Origin of the sequence: Streptomyces sp. M41(2017) (genome assembly GCF_002078175.1) — a bacterium.
In the GTDB taxonomy this organism is placed as follows: domain Bacteria; phylum Actinomycetota; class Actinomycetes; order Streptomycetales; family Streptomycetaceae; genus Streptomyces.
On record NZ_MWFK01000003.1, the window covers coordinates 143902 to 160079 of the forward strand.

14 protein-coding genes are annotated in these 16178 nt (G+C 71.9%); 7 read left to right on the forward strand and 7 right to left on the reverse strand.

Annotated elements, in window-relative coordinates; all coding sequences use genetic code 11:
* Nucleotides 1–443: 443 nt before the first annotated feature.
* Nucleotides 444–1436, reverse strand: coding sequence for a LacI family DNA-binding transcriptional regulator (locus tag B0675_RS37245; protein ID WP_347111081.1), 993 nt, complete (start codon nucleotides 1434–1436; stop codon nucleotides 444–446).
* Nucleotides 1437–1835: 399 nt separating this feature from the next.
* Here B0675_RS37245 and B0675_RS37250 point away from each other — a divergent pair, with 399 nt between their 5' ends.
* Nucleotides 1836–2729: a hypothetical protein gene (locus B0675_RS37250; protein ID WP_143661149.1), complete on the forward strand. Its 894-nt coding sequence runs from the start codon at nucleotides 1836–1838 to the stop codon at nucleotides 2727–2729.
* Nucleotides 2730–2792: 63 nt separating this feature from the next.
* Here the strand turns inward: B0675_RS37250 and B0675_RS37255 are convergent, their stop codons facing one another.
* Complete coding sequence (locus tag B0675_RS37255) at nucleotides 2793–3380, reverse strand: TetR/AcrR family transcriptional regulator (RefSeq protein WP_081224201.1); 588 nt, start codon at nucleotides 3378–3380, stop codon at nucleotides 2793–2795.
* 164 nt (nucleotides 3381–3544) lie between these two features.
* Here B0675_RS37255 and B0675_RS37260 point away from each other — a divergent pair, with 164 nt between their 5' ends.
* The 4 genes from B0675_RS37260 to B0675_RS37275 are packed head-to-tail and all read left to right on the forward strand — an operon-like array spanning nucleotide 3545 to nucleotide 8349.
* Nucleotides 3545–4144, forward strand: coding sequence for a 2Fe-2S iron-sulfur cluster-binding protein (locus tag B0675_RS37260; protein ID WP_081224202.1), 600 nt, complete (start codon nucleotides 3545–3547; stop codon nucleotides 4142–4144).
* Complete coding sequence (locus B0675_RS37265; RefSeq protein ID WP_081224203.1) at nucleotides 4141–5133, forward strand: xanthine dehydrogenase family protein subunit M; 993 nt, start codon at nucleotides 4141–4143, stop codon at nucleotides 5131–5133. The genes B0675_RS37260 and B0675_RS37265 overlap by 4 nt, the downstream gene beginning before the upstream one ends.
* Entirely contained in the window at nucleotides 5130–7244 is a 2115-nt protein-coding gene (locus tag B0675_RS37270; RefSeq protein WP_081224204.1) for a xanthine dehydrogenase family protein molybdopterin-binding subunit, read from the forward strand. The genes B0675_RS37265 and B0675_RS37270 overlap by 4 nt, the downstream gene beginning before the upstream one ends.
* Nucleotides 7237–8349 carry an XdhC/CoxI family protein gene (locus B0675_RS37275; protein ID WP_081224205.1) on the forward strand — a complete coding sequence of 371 codons (1113 nt, stop codon included), beginning with the start codon at nucleotides 7237–7239 and terminating at the stop codon, nucleotides 8347–8349. Before B0675_RS37270 ends, B0675_RS37275 begins: the two co-directional genes overlap by 8 nt.
* A 98-nt stretch (nucleotides 8350–8447) precedes the next feature.
* Here B0675_RS37275 and B0675_RS37280 read toward each other — a convergent pair whose 3' ends face one another.
* A complete protein-coding gene (locus B0675_RS37280; RefSeq protein ID WP_179165545.1) occupies nucleotides 8448–10010 on the reverse strand; it encodes an FAD-dependent monooxygenase in 1563 nt (520 codons plus the stop codon).
* Between the two features lie 98 nt (nucleotides 10011–10108).
* Here B0675_RS37280 and B0675_RS37285 point away from each other — a divergent pair, with 98 nt between their 5' ends.
* Nucleotides 10109–10813, forward strand: a complete 705-nt coding sequence (locus B0675_RS37285) for a TetR/AcrR family transcriptional regulator C-terminal domain-containing protein (protein WP_206602748.1) — start codon at nucleotides 10109–10111, stop codon at nucleotides 10811–10813.
* A 171-nt stretch (nucleotides 10814–10984) separates the two neighbouring features.
* Here B0675_RS37285 and B0675_RS37290 read toward each other — a convergent pair whose 3' ends face one another.
* The 4 genes from B0675_RS37290 to B0675_RS37305 form a co-directional block, all read right to left on the reverse strand.
* Complete coding sequence (locus tag B0675_RS37290) at nucleotides 10985–11371, reverse strand: GntR family transcriptional regulator (RefSeq protein ID WP_081224207.1); 387 nt, start codon at nucleotides 11369–11371, stop codon at nucleotides 10985–10987.
* Entirely contained in the window at nucleotides 11364–12155 is a 792-nt protein-coding gene (locus B0675_RS37295) for a hypothetical protein (protein ID WP_081224208.1), read from the reverse strand. Before B0675_RS37295 ends, B0675_RS37290 begins: the two co-directional genes overlap by 8 nt.
* A 210-nt stretch (nucleotides 12156–12365) precedes the next feature.
* On the reverse strand, nucleotides 12366–13313 hold the full coding sequence (locus B0675_RS37300; protein ID WP_081224209.1) for a M28 family metallopeptidase: 948 nt from the start codon (nucleotides 13311–13313) through the stop codon (nucleotides 12366–12368).
* 493 nt (nucleotides 13314–13806) lie between these two features.
* A complete protein-coding gene (locus B0675_RS37305; protein ID WP_081224210.1) occupies nucleotides 13807–14574 on the reverse strand; it encodes an MBL fold metallo-hydrolase in 768 nt (255 codons plus the stop codon).
* A 377-nt stretch (nucleotides 14575–14951) separates the two neighbouring features.
* Here B0675_RS37305 and B0675_RS37310 point away from each other — a divergent pair, with 377 nt between their 5' ends.
* Nucleotides 14952–16172, forward strand: a complete 1221-nt coding sequence (locus tag B0675_RS37310; RefSeq protein WP_081224211.1) for a metallophosphoesterase — start codon at nucleotides 14952–14954, stop codon at nucleotides 16170–16172.
* Nucleotides 16173–16178 lie beyond the last annotated feature (6 nt).

A 16178-nucleotide genomic window follows, 5' to 3' on the forward strand; every position in this document is an offset into this window, starting at 1 on the left:
CGCCTGGCGACATCACCGTTCAAGCTCCATTCGAGTAGCGCACCCGACCCTCGGGCTCCGGCCACGGGCCTGCACCGGTGGACGCTGCGCAAGTGTGCGGGCTCGACCCGCCTCAGCCCTAAGCGGCGCGACGGAACACCTTCCGGCGCGGCGCACGCCGGGCGGGGGCGCCCAGGCGCATCGTCACGCGCACGCCACCGGGGTCGTAATCGATTACGGAACCGGTCACAGGAGGACTGTAAACGGTGACTGTCACGAACGGTGGGGCTTCAATCAGTTAGTGCCATGACAAGGAAATCGGCATATGCCATGACCTCGGGGCCCGATCTCTCACCTCTTACCGGAGTTGCCGGGGAGCGGTCTCCCGCTGCCGCCCCGGCGTCATGGATCCCCCGGGCATCCCGCGGACCGGGGAAGCGTCTGACGCGTCGATCTCCGACGCGTCAGACGCTGGCCCGCTGCACGAACCGAGCGGCCACGTGGACCGTGCGGGACTCGGTCCTCCCCCCGATCTGCTCCAGCAGCAGGCGAGCCGCGGCGGCGCCGACCTCCCGGGCCGGGTACCGAATAGTGCTGAGCCGAGGCCGGACGAGGGCAGCGATGTCGATGTCGTCGTGCCCGAGCAGCGCAACGTCACCGGGAATGTCCAGACCGAGGCGCTCCGCCGCATCCATCGCGCCGACGGCCGTGACGTCGTTGACACACATCACGGCTTCGGGGCGCTGAGGCAGGCGCATCAACCGCTCGAAGCCGGCCGCCCCGGCCTCACGCGTGTGCTCCCCGTGAACGATGTGCTCGGACAGCACCGTCAAGCCCAGATCCGCTCCGTGCCGGGCGATGCGATCGAGCCTGGGATCTCCTCCGGTGGCATCGCCGGGCCCCGCGAGAACCCCGACCCTGCGGCGGCCGGAGGCTGCGATGTGGGTCATGGCGTCGACGACAGCTCCGTCCGAGGCGGGAGTCACCAGGTCGACGTCTCCGAAGGGCGTGTCCGCGCTCACCACGACGGGAATCCCGGCTCCACGCATCGCCTCGAAGGCGTCGGTGGCAAGCCGGAACGGCGTCATGACCACGCCGGCGAAGCGCTGATGGAGCGCCTCCTCTAGCAGCGCTTCCTCCTCGTCCCGCCGCGCTCCGGTATTGGAGACCACCACGTGATAGCCGCCGCCGCGCAGTTCGTCCTGTATCGAGCGGGCGAGCAGCGCGTAGAAGGGGTTGGCCAGATCGGGCACCACGAGAGCGACCATCGTGGAGCGGCCCGTTCGGAGACTGCGCGCGACGGGATCGAGGGTGAAGCCCAGACGCTCGATGGCCGACTCCACCGACTTGCGCTTCTCCTCCGTGACCGGACGCTTCCCGCTCAACACGTACGAGACGGTCGCCGACGACACTCCGGCCGCACGCGCCACGTCGTTCATGGTCACCCGTTGCGCCATGCGGAAACACCCCTTCACCAACGCTGCGGTCCCGGCGGGCAGCTGTCCTCGGCGCAGCTTCCCACGTTCACGTTCCGCGACCACGATCTCCTGCGTCAAATGATCATGAGTGAGACCAACCGCGCCTGCGAGGGCCGGGCTTCGGCGCCACCGGCTGGCGCTGCGGTCTCGTGCCCCGTCTTCACGCCGTCACCACGCCGGCATCGGCGCCGACCTGCGACGGTGTACGGACCCCACCGCGCGGGTGTCTGTCCGGGATCGACCCGACAGAGGATCGTGGGCCTGGGGAATCGCGCGTCGGAGCCCGGCAGGCCGCCGGCTGCCGTTTCCCCGGGCGAAGTTCTACTCATCGGAGGATGCCAGGTGCTGCTGTTCGCCAGTGCGAGAAAGGGTGCGGCCATGAGGCGTACGAAGAGGACGAGGGCGGCAACGCGGCTGGCGGTCGCCACGGTCCTCGTGGGCGGCCTTCTCGCCGGCTGCGGAGGCACGGCGTCCTCCAGCGACGACGGATCCGGGCGGGTCCTGAGGAAGAACGACGACTCCACTCTCTTCGAGCGCGCCGACGGCATGCGCGTCGAACTCCGCTACCGCCCCGGCCGCGGACTCACCGAGCGGCATCGCAGGGACGGCGACTGGTCGGCGGAGCGCTTCGTGCACCGGACGAGGACGAAGCCCTGTCGCGGGATCACGGTGCGGGCGCAGGGCGAACTGATCGCCGCCATCGCCGACTTCGCCCCGTACTGCCGCGACGGCGATCCGCCGACGGAGAACCTCGCCGTGGTCAGCGGCGGCCACGATCTGACCGAGTGGGCCGCCAAGGGCACCCAGGGCAGCGATGGTTGGGAGAAGGTCGAGTTCGGGGAGCGCCGGGTCGAGTTCGAGGAGAGCTGGGCCTCGGGATCGAGCACCCTGACGTGGGCGAGCGGCAAGGGGTTCGGCTCGAAACGCACGCGGTACGAACCGATCCGGGCGGCCTTCATCGGGACATGGAAGGCCGAGGACGGCTCACATCAGCTCGTTTTCGCTCAGGCCGGTGAAGAGCAGCCGCTCCTCACCATCAGCACGCTCCGCGGCGCGCCCTGCACGGTCGAGGTGCCCGTCCGTCAGGTGGGCAGCACATCCGTGGAGACGCGTGGCGAGCCCCGTGTCACGCACGGCGGCACGCGGCGCTTCTGTCCACCGAAGCCCTTCGAGACGGCGTACGAACTCGACGGGGACAACGGTTCGCTGACTCTCGTCGACTTCACCAGCAGCCCCCGCAAGCACCTCATGAGCTACAAACGGGCACGATGACCGGCTCGCAGAGCCACGACTCCGCCGTGGGGCCGGCCACTTCGCGCATCTGTGAACCGCGCGCTAGGCACTCCCCCGACGGGGCGCGCCTGAGCGCAATCCGGCCATGACCAGGTCCAGAAGCCGGGATGCTCTCGGTTGCCAGTCCGTGTGCGGGTCGATGAGCCACAGGCCCGCGATCGCGAGCATGAAGTCGTCCGTCGTGACGCCCGGCCGGATGGTGCCCGCCTCCTCGCAGGCGGTCAGCAGCCGGCCGACGGCTTCCGTGAGGGGGCCGTGGGCCAGGCTCTTCAACGTGCCGGCGGCCGTCGCCTCCCGCAACGCCCCCGCGAGCCCCGCCTTCGCCATCGCGTACCGCGCGAGCCGGTCCATCCACTCGCGCAGCGCCACCTCAGGTGGACCGGTCTCCAGGAGCTGCGCCGCGGCGTCGCAGACCTGCTGCACCTCGTACCGGTACACCTCCAGGACCAGCGCCTCGCGGCTCGGAAAATTTCGATAGAACGTGCCCTGCCCGACGCAGGCCTTCTTCGCGATGAGGCTGAGAGGTGTTTGGGCCGATCGGGTCAGTTCTGCGAGGGCAACCTCAAGAATGCGCTCGCGATTGCGCTGTGCGTCGGAACGGAGCGGCGTCCGCTTCGGCGGGTTGCTCACGTGTCCTCCAACGGTCGTGGCGCGGATACCTCCTTGATGAGCGGACAGTAGTCCACTACGTTCGGGAGATGCCCAGCGGACAACTGTCCGCTTTTCACGCTCGTCCTCTTCGTCCGACCAGCGCCGCTTCTCCTCGCACCCCAAGACGCGAAAGAAGGCACTTCATGTCCCCAGCCGGGACGACGCCCCACCCCTCCCCCACGTCCAGCACCGTCACGCTGCACATCAACGGTGACAAGCACACCCTGCCCGTCGACCACCGCACCACCCTCCTCGACGCACTGCGCGAACGGCTCGACCTGACCGGCACCAAGAAGGGCTGCGACCAGGGGCAGTGCGGCGCCTGCACCGTCCTGGTCGACGGCCGCAGGACCGTGTCCTGTCTGCAGTTCGCCGTGGCCGCCGAGGGCCGCGAGATCACCACCGTCGAGGGCGTCGCCCGGGACGGCCGACTGCACCCGGTGCAGGAGGCGTTCGTGGAACTGGACGGCTACCAGTGCGGCTACTGCACCCCGGGCCAGATCTGTTCGGCGCTCGCCGTTCTGGAGGAACACGCGGCGGGCTGGCCGTCCGCCGTCACCGACGACGTACGCCCCGAAGCCGGGCCACCCGCGCTGACGCCGGAGGAGATCCGCGAGCGGATGAGCGGCAATCTGTGCCGGTGCGGTGCGTACACGTCGATCGTGCGGGCCGTCGCCCGGGCGGCCGAGCTCACCACGGCCGGAACCACCGGGGCCGAGGACGCCAAGGAGAACCAGGTATGAGGGAATTCGGATACGAGCGCGCCCGTGACGTGCCGGGTGCCGTCGCCGTCCTCGGCGCGGATCCCGACGCCCGTTTCCTGGGGGGTGGCACCAACCTCGTCGACCTGATGAAGGCGGGCGTCGAGCGCCCCGCCCATCTGGTCGATGTACGTGAACTACCCCTGGACCGCGTCGAGTCGACGCCCGACGGCGGCCTGCTGGTCGGGGCCACGGTCAGCAACAGCACCCTCGCCGCCCACCCCGAGGTCCGCCGCCGCTACCCGGCTCTCGCCCAGGCCGTCCTCGCGGGCGCCTCCGGGCAGCTGCGCAACATGGCGACGGTCGGCGGCAACCTGCTGCAGCGCACGCGCTGCGCGTACTTCACCGACGTGACCAAGCCGTGCAACAAGCGCACCCCGGGAAGCGGCTGTCCCGCCGCGACGGGCGAGCACCGCAACTCCGCGATCCTCGGCGCGAGCGAACACTGCGTGGCCGTGCATCCGTCCGACCTGGCCGTCGCCCTCACCGCGTTCGACGCCGTCGTGCACTACGAGACCGTCGACGGCGAGGGGGAATTGGCGTTCACCGACTTCTATCTGCCGGTCGGTGACACCCCGCATCTGGAGACCGCGCTGCCCGCCGGCGCGCTGATCACCGGCATCACCCTGCCGCCCGCGGCGGTCGCCGCCCACTCCCGCTACCGGAAGGTCCGCGAACGCGCCTCCTACGCGTTCGCCATCGGCTCGGCCGCCGCCGCGCTCGACGTCGAGGACGGTGTCGTACGGGATGTGCGGCTCGCCCTCGGCGCGGTCGCCTCCCGGCCGTGGCGGGCCCGCGCCGCCGAGGCCGCTCTGATCGGCCGGCCCGCGTCCGGTGAGACGTTCGCGCTCGCCGCCGACGCCGAACTCTCCGCCGCCGAACCGCTGCCCCAGGCCGCGTACAAGGTGCCCCTGCTGCGCAACCTGCTCGTCGCGCTGCTCACCGAACTCAACGAGGAGGCCGCCCGATGACGACCGTCGCAGGAGCGGACGCGGTCGGCGTCGCCCACACCCGGATCGAGGGCCGCGACAAGGTCACCGGCGCGGCACGCTACGCGGCCGAGATCCCGTTCGCCGAACTCGTCCACGGCTGGCTGGTGCTGTCGACCGTGACGCGCGGCCGCGTCCGCACGATCGGCGACGAGGCCGTACTGGGCATGCCCGGAGTCCTCGCCGTGCTGCACCACGGCAACGCGCCCCGGGTACGGGACGACGTCGTGGGCGCGCTCGGCCGCCCCGACCCGATCATCGAGGTGTTCCAGCACGACCGGGTGCCGCACGCGGGGTGGCCGGTCGCCCTCGTCGTGGCGGAGACCTCGGAGCAGGCCCGCGAGGCGGCCGACGCCCTCGTGGTCGAGTACGACCGGGAGCCGCACGACATCGCCTTCCGCGCGGACCACGACGGCGCCCGCCCGGTGCAGGACGACGAGGTCGCCAAGGGCGACCTGGAGGCTCAACTCGCCGCGTCCGAGGCCGTGGTGGATGCCACCTACACCACGCCCGAACAACACCACAGCGCCATGGAACCGCATGCCGTGACCGTGTGCTGGGACGGCGGGCGTCTGGAGGTGTTCGACTCCAACCAGGGCTCCAAGTGGATCGCCGACGACCTCGCGCACCTCTTCTCGCTCGACCCGTCCGCCGTCCACGTCCGCTCCGAGCACGTGGGCGGCGCCTTCGGCTCCAAGGGGCTGCGCTCCCACCATGTCGCCGCCGTGATGGCCGCGACCGAGCTGCACCGGCCCGTGCGGATCTCCCTGACCAGGCGGCAGGTCTTCGCGATCACCGGATACCGCAGCCCCACCACCCAGCGCGTGCGACTCGGCGCCGACGCCGGGGGACGCCTGCGCGCCTTCGGCCACGACAATCTCAACCTCACCTCCACCCTGCGCGAGTTCGTCGAGGGCAGCGCGGGATTCGGGCGCACGATGTACGCGAGCGACGCCCACCACAGCGTCAACCGGGTGCTGCCCCTGGACGTGCCCACGCCCACCTGGATGCGGGCCCCCGGTGAGGCACCCGGCTCCTTCGCCGTCGAGTCGGCGCTCGACGAACTCGCCGAGAAGCTCGGCATCGACCCGATCGAGCTGCGGGTGCGCAACGAACCCGCCGTCGGCCCCGTCTCCGGCCTGCCGTTCAGCAGCCGCAACCTCCTCGGCTGCTTCGAGGAGGGCGCTCGCCGGTTCGGCTGGGCAGGGCGTGACCCGCGTCCCCGCGTGCGCCGCGAAGGCCGCTGGCTGATCGGCACCGGCGTGGCCGCCGCGTCCTTCCAGGCCGGCGCGGCACCCACCACGGCCTCCGCCACGGCCGAGACCGACGGCACCTTCACCGTGAAGGTCACCGCGGCCGACGTCGGCACCGGCGCCCGCACCGCCCTCACCCTGATCGCCGCCGAGGCCCTGGAGGTCGCGCCGGACCGGGTCCGGGTGCGGATCGCCGACAGCGACTTCGGGCACGCCTGGGTCGCCGGCGGCTCGATGGGCACCCGCTCCTGGGGCTGGGCGGTGAGCGTCGCCGCCCGCCAACTGCGCGAACGGCTGGCGCTGTTCGGATCAGACCTGCCCAAGGACGGCGTCACCGCCACCGCTGACACCGCCGATCTCATCGCGGCCCTCGCGCAGAAGGAACGGCACGCGTTCGGCGCGCAGTTCGCCGAGGCGGCCGTCGACGTCACCACGGGCGAAGTGCGGGTCAGGCGCATGCTGGGCGTCTTCGCGGCCGGCCGGATCATCAACCCCCTCACCGCACGCAGTCAGTTGGTGGGCGGCATGACCTGGGGTCTGTCCATGGCGCTGCACGAGGAGGCGGTGCGCGACGACGCGTTCGGCGAGCACATCGGCGCCGACTTCGCGGGCTACCACTTCGCGGCCAACGCCGACGTCGGCGAGATCGAGGCCGACTGGATCGACGATCCCGACCCCGACGACCCCGTCGGCATCAAGGGCATCGGTGAGATCGGCATCGTGGGCGCCGCCGCCGCGATCGCGAGCGCGGTGTGGCACGCCACGGGCGTCCGTCACCGTGAGCTGCCGATCCGCCCCGACCGCGTCCTGCTCGCCGAAGCGGCCCGCACCGATGCTTGACCTCGCCTCGGAGCTGGCTCCCTGGGTCGCGCAAGGGCGCGCGTTCGCCGTCGCGACCGTCGTCTCGGTGAGCGGCAGCGCGCCCCGTCCGGTGGGCGCTGCCCTCGCCGTCGACGCCGCGGGCGAGGTCATCGGCTCGGTGTCCGGCGGCTGCGTCGAGGGCGCGGTGTACGAGCTGTGCGTGAGCGCCCTCGCGGACGGTCTTCCGGCGCGGGAACGGTTCGGGTACAGCGACGACGACGCGTTCGCCGTGGGGCTGACCTGCGGCGGTGCGGTCGAGGTGCACGTCGTGCCGGTCCGGGTCGGCACGCCTGCCCGTACGACGCTGGAGGCGGCGCTGGACCTGGCGGCGCGCGGCGAGGCGGTGGCCCTGGCGCGTGTCCTCGACGGGGGCCCCGGGCTGCTCCTCGTCCGGCCGGACGGCACGTACGAGGGCGACCTCGGCACGACCGACGACGCCGGGCTCGCCGCGCAGGCCCACGCGCTGCTCGACGTCGGGCGGACCGAGGTGTGCGCGGTACCGGAGAGCGCGGCGGACTGCGGGGCCGACATCACCCTGTTCGTGGAGTCGAGCGTGCCGCCCGCCCGGATGATCGTGTTCGGTGCGGTCGACTTCGCGGGAGCCCTGGTGCGGGTCGGCAAACTGCTCGGCTACCACGTGACGTTGTGCGACGCGCGGAGCGTCTTCGCGACCCGGGCCCGCTTCCCGGAGGCGGACGAGGTCGTCGTCGAGTGGCCCGACCGCTATCTCCGGGCCACCCGCACGGACGCCCGCACGGTCCTGTGCGTCCTGACCCACGACGCCAAGTTCGACGTACCTCTTCTGGAGGTCGCTCTGCGCCGGCCGGCCGCGTACGTCGGGGCGATGGGTTCGCGACGCACGCACGAGGACCGCGTTCGTCTCCTTCGGGAGGCGGGGGTGAGCGCCGCCGAGCTGGAGCGGCTGCGGTCCCCCATCGGCCTGGACCTCGGTGGGCGCACGCCGGAGGAGACGGCCGTGTCGATCGGGGCGGAGATCGTGGCGGTGCGGCGAGCGGGAAGCGGGGTGCCGCTGCGGGAACTGGACGGGGCGATCCACCGCCCGGCTTCGCCTCCCCATCGCTGAGGGCCTCTCGCCTTGACCGGACCGCTCGGGATCACGGCTTCAGCGGGCCCGTGGGGCCGCCGAGGCCGCCCTCGAACTCGCGGCCCCGCTCGCCCGGTTCAGCCGCCCGGCACCGGGACGGGCCTGGCCAGCAGCTGGTCCAGGATCTCATCGAGGAAGCGGGTCCGATCCCTCACCGGCGTGGTGGTGCGCAGCGCGACGATGCCGTCCGGACGGACGAGCAGGGCGCCGTCGTCGGGGAGCCACGGGACGGCGACGCGGTGCGCCGGAAGTCCGACGTCCGCCGCGGCGGTGAGCCAGCGTTCGCCGGCGGCTCCGGCCAGCAGGGTCCACCGGGACGCCACCAGGTCGAGCGTGGACGTCCCGTCGATCCAGGCGTGCGGCACTCGTGAGCCCGGTGTGCCGTCCAGCACCAGGTCGACGGTGGACGGGAGTTCCGGTCGGGGATCGACGACGGCGGCCGAGTCGTACCGCTGGCCGAGGTGCACGACCGGCGCCGCCCACACCCCTGCCGCCGCCCTCGCCGCGTCGGCCTCCGGTCCGCGTCCCCAGTGCAGTTTGGGGTCGGCGACCCTGCGCAGCGCCTGGTCCAGTGTCGCCGTCGCGACCGGTTCCCGTTCGTGCGCGTAGGTGTCGAGCAGCGCGGCACCCGCCTGCCCGTGGTGGACGGCGGCCAGCTTCCACGCCAGGTTGTGCGCGTCGGCGACGCCGGTGTTGAGGCCGAACGCGCCCAGAGGTGACACGGTGTGCGCGGCGTCGCCGACCAGGAACACGCGGCCGACGGTGAAGCGTTCGGCTGCCGCGCTCCGGGGCCGCCAAGGGAGCACACTGCGCACGTCGACGTCGAGGTCCGGGTCGCCGACCGCCGAGCGGATGATCGTCGCGCATCGCTCGTGCGTGAAGTCCTCGGGGCGTTCGCCGGCCTCGGTGTCGCAGGCGACGTGGAAGACCCAGTTCGTCGCACCGTCCACGGTGGCCAGCAGGCCGGGCGCCTCCGGCGTGGTGATGGTGCAGGTGGCGAAGGACATCCCCCGCAGATGCGGTCGGAGGTCGGCCCGGAACAGGATGTTGATCATCGATTTTCCCAGGTCGCCGAGCCCGGAGACGCCCACGCCGAGCGCGGTCCGTACCGTGCTGTGCGTGCCGTCGGCCGCTACCGCGTGCGTGCACCGCAGCGAGTAACGCCCGTCAGGTCCCTCCAGCTCGACATCGACTCCGTCGGCGTCCTGCCTGATGCCGGTCAGGCGGGTGGACCAGCGCAGGTCGGCTCCACGGCGTGCCAGGTCGGCCGCCACGACGGCGTCGAGCCGGTCCTGGGCGCAGACGCCGCGCAGCCTGAAGGGCGTCGCGTCCTGTCCATCGGCGGAGGGGGTCGGCGTGGGCACCGTCACGACGTCGCCCTCACCCATCGCGACGACGGTCGGCGCGACGGCCTTGCCCACGGCGCCTCGGAGATCGACCGCGGCGGCGTCGACGGCGGCGTCGAGACCGAGCTCGCGGAGGATCTCGACGGTGCGCGCTCCGATGCCGGTGGCGCGTGGGTGCACCGACGGCCCGGACCTGCGTTCGACGAGCACCACGGGGACGCCGTGGTGGGTGAGGAGTGCCGCGGTGAGCAGGCCGACGCTGCCGCCTCCGACCACGAGCACTGGCACTGGCACTGGCACTGGCACTGGCACGTCTGGATACGCCGTTTCCATCATGGCTACACCGTAGCCAGAAGGTAGGATGCGGGTCAACGAGGAAAGGAATCGCCCTGATGACCGAGCCCGCCCCCTCCTCGGTGTGGACCCGCCCGCGTCCCGAGCCTCGTCGGCGCGCGCCCGGCGTGGACCAGTACGTGGCCGCCGCGCTGGCCGTCGCGGACGCCGAGGGACTGGCGGCGGTGTCGATGCGACGGGTCGCAGGCGATCTCGGCTCCGGGACCGCCACGCTCTACCGGTACATCACCAACCGCGACGAGCTGGTGGACCTGATGATCGACGCCGCCCAGGGCGAGGATCCGCTTCCCGAGCCCACCGGGGAGTGGCGTGCCGACCTGGGGACGGTCGCGCGCGCCTTGCGCACCACGCTGCTTCGGCACCCGTGGCTGGCCGGTGAACTGACGGGACGGCCCGCGCTCGGCCCCAACTCGTTGCGGCGGTCCGAGTCCACGTTGCGCGCCGCCGTCGCCCTCACGTCGGACATCACCCTGGCCTCGCAGGCGCTCGGTACCGTGCGCGCGTACGTACTGGGTTCGGTCGCCGCCCAACAGGCCGTTCGGCACGCGGAGCAGCGCACCGGGCTCAGCGAGGAGGAGTGGCAGCGCAGCGTCGGCCCCTACATCACCGAGGTCCTCGCGGCCGGCGAGCACCCGATGCTCGCCCGCCGCATCATCGAAGCCGAGGAACTCGACCCCGACGAGGAGTTCGCGTTCGGCCTCGACTGCGTGCTCGACGGACTCGCGGCCAGATTGGCCCGCTGAGCGACGGCGCGCGCCAGGGTCGACACCCCGGCGGGGGAACAGCCCGGCGGGGGACACGAGACGCGGCCGGTCACGAGGGGCGCACCCTCGCCCGGGCATCGCGCGCCAGCCACGCTCCTCACCCCGTCACCGCCGCCCGGGCCCGGCCGTCGAGCCCGCAGCGGACAGGCTCTACGTGGGGTCCGGGCCCAGAGCGTCACGGACCGCGGCCAGGATCGCCTCGGAGTCGGCGCCCAGCGCGCGGGCGGACGACGTGAAATCGCGCGCGAGGGTGGCCAGTTGCAAGGCGTGCGGCGGCTTGGGGCCGGCCGGGAGTGCCGCGACCCGGGAGCCCGCCCCACGGCGGGTGCGGATCAGGTCGGCGGCTTCCAGTTCGCGGTAGGCCCGGGCCACGGTGCCCGGCGCGAGGCCGAGGTCCGTGGCCAGCTGGCGCACCGTGGGCAGCCGGTCCCCCTCGGCGAGCTGTCCGGTGAGGATCAGGGCACCGAGCTGCGCGCGGATCTGGGCGTACGGCGGTACCTGGCTGGTGGTGTCGACGCGGACGGCGGGCTCATTCATCGTCGGGGAACCCGTCCGCCGCGTTGTCGCCGACGGCTCGCGGGGCCACCACGGTGACCAGGGACCACGCGACAGTGAACAGGTTCACCAGGGCCAGCGGGTAGAACACCCAGAAGGTGAGCAGTCCCATCGCGCCGGCGCAGCCGGTCTCCGTCAGCGAAATGGAGACCATCACGACGGCGTACAGCTGCTGACTCGAGACCAGGAGGCCCCAGGCCCCGGTCACCGCCCACGCGCGGTCGCAACGCTGCTGCTTCCCGCCCGGCCCGTCGGCGATGCGGCGCAGGGCCCACATACAGGTGGGAGTGGCTATGGCGAGTGCGCCGAACATCGGGAGGCTGTAGTACAGGCCGGGCCAGGGACCGAGGAGTGCCCGCATCCCGTTGCAGGTGACGGCGACGACCTTCCCGGCACTGAAGGTGCGGCCGGAGTCGACGGACGCCGTGATGGCCGTGATCACCAGCAGAACGGTGAGCGAGACGCCCTGAAGGACGATCAAGGGGCCCATCCGCGGCGGTACATGTTTTCTGACCAGGCGTGGTGCGAGGCTCGCGGTACGCACCGCGTCCTGCGGGACCAGGGTCAGCGCGTCGGCGAGGAGGACCCCCGCCACCGCGCACAGGCCGAAGGCGGTGATGCAGAACACCACGCGCTGCTCGAACTCGATCCGGCCCAGCGTGGACAGCGCCTGCGCCGCGATGACACCGATGGCCAGGCCGGACCAGCGGGCGTAGTGATCGGCGTGATCGAGGAAACGGCTCTGGAGCGGGGCGGTGCCGAGCATGGAGAGGTCCCCTCAGACATCTTGTATCAAGCGGTAGACACAAGATGCCCTAGGCGGAATCTTGTGTCAAACATCCGATACAAGTTGGTCGGGGGAGACGCGTGACGGCGGGAAGGGCGGGCCAGGGAACGCCGGCCCCTGACCCGCCCTCGCGGAACAACGCGCAGGTACGACGGCCCGTCGCGCGGGCCACCTACTGCGGGAAGCCCACTACGCCGACAGCTCCCACACCGCGTACGCCAGCGCGTCCGCGTTCCGGTTCAGGGCCGTGTCGTTGATGTTCGAGGAGGTGTCGCACGAGGAGTGGTAGCAGGCGTCGAAGGCCTTGCCCGCGGTGCCACCCCATTTGGCGGCCTGTGCGGACGTCTTGATGTAGTCGGCACCACTGAACAGGCCGCCGACGGGGATGCCCGCGCTCTTGAACGGGGCGTGGTCGGAACGTCCGTCGCCCTCGGTCTCGATCTCGGTGGAGACGCCGATGCCGGTGAAGTACGTCTTGAACGTCTTCTCGATGGCCGGGTCGTCGTCGTAGACGAAGTACCCCGGGTTCGGCGAGCCGATCATGTCGAAGTTCAGATAGCCGCTGATCTTCGCACGGTTCGCGGTGGTCAGGCTGTTGACGTAGTACCGCGAGCCCACCATGCCCAGCTCCTCGGCGCCCCACCAGGCGAACCGCAGGTGCTTGGTGGGCTGGTAGTTGGACCGGGCCACGGCGAGCGCTGTTTCCAGCACGGCCGCCGAACCGGAGCCGTTGTCGTTGATGCCGGGACCCGCGGTCACACTGTCCAGGTGGGAACCGGCCATGACGACCCGGCCGGTGTCGCCACCGGGCCAGTCGGCGATCAGGTTGTAGCCGGTGCGGCCGCCGGAGGTGAACTGCTGGACGGTCGTGGTGAATCCGGCCGCGTCCAGCTTGGCCTTCACGTAGTCGAGGGACGCCTTGTAGCCGGTGCGACCGTGTGCGCGGTTGCCGCCGTTGGCGGTGGCGATGGACTGCAACTGGGTGAGGTGGGCCTTGACGTTGGCCACGGGGAGGTCGGGAGCGGCGGCCGCAGCCGTGGGGGCGGGGGCCGCCCCGGCTATGGAACCGCCGGTGAGCAGCGCGGCGACCGTGACGACAGCGGTCGCCGAGGCACGCCCAGGAATGGAGAGCTTCATGTGGGGGGCTCCGAATTCCAGGAAATCCGGCGGACTCCCACGTGGGGTGCGTGGGGTCCCTGGATTCCACGGTGAATGGGGTGCCTGGATGGTGAAGGGGGGACTGACTCACCGTCAAGAGCGGTATTCGGTCACACGCGTTCGTATGTCGGAGGACCTCGGGTCGCCGAGCCGTTCCGACGCGGGCCAGCCTGGCCGACCGGCGAGGGTCACGACGTCCGCGGGGCGGCCCGACCGACGCCGGCCGCCACCGCTGACCCACGTGCCTGTCGCCCCTCGGACCGGCCGAGTACCGCCGCGACGCGACCGTCTCGCGCAAGGGGGCTGCCCATCCGGCCGACCGGCTCGGACGGCGGGAGCTGTTCGCCTACCCGGTGGGCTCGCGCGACGGGGAGCTGTTCACCTGCCTGGTGGGCACGGGCGACGGGAATTGTTCGTCCGCCCGGTGAGCTCGGTCGCGGTGTGATCCGGCCGGCCTCCCTCGACGTCGGCCCTATCGCCCCTGGGCTGCCCGCTCCACGTTCGACCGGTGCGGGCCCTGGAGCCACTCAGCGTGCGGCCCCAGACGCGCGTCGACCGGTTCCTCTCCGCGCCGGAGCGCGTCGATGTAGGCACGGTCGGCCGCGAGGCGCGCCGCCACCTCGGGCCCCCGGGCCACGGCACCATGACCGGGAACCACGACATCGACGTGCCCGACGGCCTCGCCGAAACGGTCGAGCGCACCCTCGTAGGCGGCCAGTTGACCGTCCTGGCGCACGTCGAAGAGCGGGATCAGGACGTCGGAGAGCATGTCTCCGGCGAGCAGGACGCCACGGTCCGCGAGGAGGACCGCGGCGTGGCCGACGGCGTGCGCCCGATGGTCGATGATCTCCCCCGGCACCGGTCCGCCGTCCGCGGGCAGCGGGATCACGTGGGCGACCAGGTCCAGAGGAACGCCGGACGCGCTCTCCGCCGCCATCGTCCGCGCCCGTTCTCGGGCCTGACGGGCGACCTCGGCGGCGGCAGGGGTGGCGTAACGCGGAACGTCACCGAACCGGGGGTGCCAGAGCAGGTGGTCCCAGTGCGGATGCGTGGCGAATCCGGCGAGGACCGGAAGGCCGAGCTGCTCCACGTCGTCGGCGAGTCGGCTCAACTCCGCGCCATGGATGCCGGGATCGATCAGAACCAGCCCGTCGTCCACCCGCACCACGACGGAATTGCTCCAGACCCACTCGCTCTGCCGGACCCAGACGCCGTCGGCCACCTGATTCAGTCTGCCCATGTCAGCTCCCATCGTCGTTCGGTCACCCTGCCGAGACCGCGATCGGCGGCCCCGTTCATCGCTGGCAGCCGCCACTACCGGCCCCGGCTCCCCGACGGGAGGCAGGACGGACGTGGTCGCCGCCGTGCGGACGTGCCGCCGACCGGCCGTTCGCGGCATGAGTCAGCCCGCATCCTGCATCAAGAGGACCGCCCCAGCGGGGAGGCGGTCCCGAACGCGGCCTCGGCAACGGGGACGCGCTGATCGACCCGGAGACATCGTCTCCCCGGCCGGAAGGTCGGAGCGCGGTCCATGACCGGCACGGTGCCCTTACGGACGACCGGATAAAGTGCGCGGGTTGCCAGTCTGGCCAGTCTGGCTCCATGAGGAGGGGAAGCGTGACCGACACCGACAAAGCCCGATCCGCGGACGATGCGGCTCATGCCACCCAGCAGAGCCGACTGGGCCGTCTGATGCGCTACCTCCCGCTGATCGCCCCCGTCCTGCTGTGGACCGTGCCCTGCGTGGTGCTGCTGTACACCGGCCAGCACTGGCCGCTCCCCGTAGCACTGGGCGGCACCGCCCTGTTCGTCCTCGGGTTGGTCGTCATGCCGCTCGCGATGGCGCGCGGCCACGGCCGCCGCCAGCAGGACTGGGCGGCGATCGTCGGAGACACCCTTCTCGGGGGCAGCTGGATTCTGTTCACCTGGTCCGTCCTGCTCGGCATCGTGCTGCGTCTCGCCCTGGCCGTGGCCGGCGTGGGCGACGGCCAGGACCGGGCACGGATCGTCACCTGGGCGGTCCTGGGTGTGGCGGGCGTGCTGCTCGTCTGGGGATACGCCGAGGCACGCCGCGTACCACGCGTGCGTCGGCTCGACGTACAACTCCCCCGCCTGGGGCCCGGATTGGACGGGACCCGGGTCGCACTGATCACCGACACGCACTACGGCCCCCTCGACCGCGCCCGCTGGTCGGCGCGGGTCTGCGAGAAGGTCAACACCCTGGACGCCGATCTGGTCTGTCACACCGGCGACATCGCCGACGGCACGGCCGAACGCCGCCGCGCGCAGGCCGCGCCGCTCGGCACCGTGCGGGCCACCCGGGCCCGGGTCTACGTGACGGGGAACCACGAGTACTACAGCGAGGCCCAGGGCTGGGTCGATCTGATGGACGAGTTGGGCTGGGAGCCGCTGCGCAACCGTCATCTGCTGCTCGAACGTGGTGGCGACACCCTCGTGGTCGCCGGTGTGGACGATGTCACCGCCGAGTCCTCGGGCCTGGCCGGCCACCGCGCCCACCTCGCCGGAGCCCTGGACGGCGCCGACCCCGACCTGCCCGTCCTGCTTCTGGCCCACCAGCCGAAGTTCATCGACCGGGCCGCGGCCGGGGGCGTCGACCTCCAGCTCTCCGGCCACACCCACGGCGGCCAGATCTGGCCCTTCCACCACCTCGTCCGGATCGACCAGCCCGCCCTCGCCGGCCTCAGCCGCCACGGCACCCGCACCCAGCTCTACACCAGCCGCGGCACCGGCTTCTGGGGACCGCCGTTCCGCGTCTTCGCCCCCAGCGAGATCACCTTGCTCGTACTCCGCTCACCGCAGCAGTCCCCCACGCCGTAGGCGCTT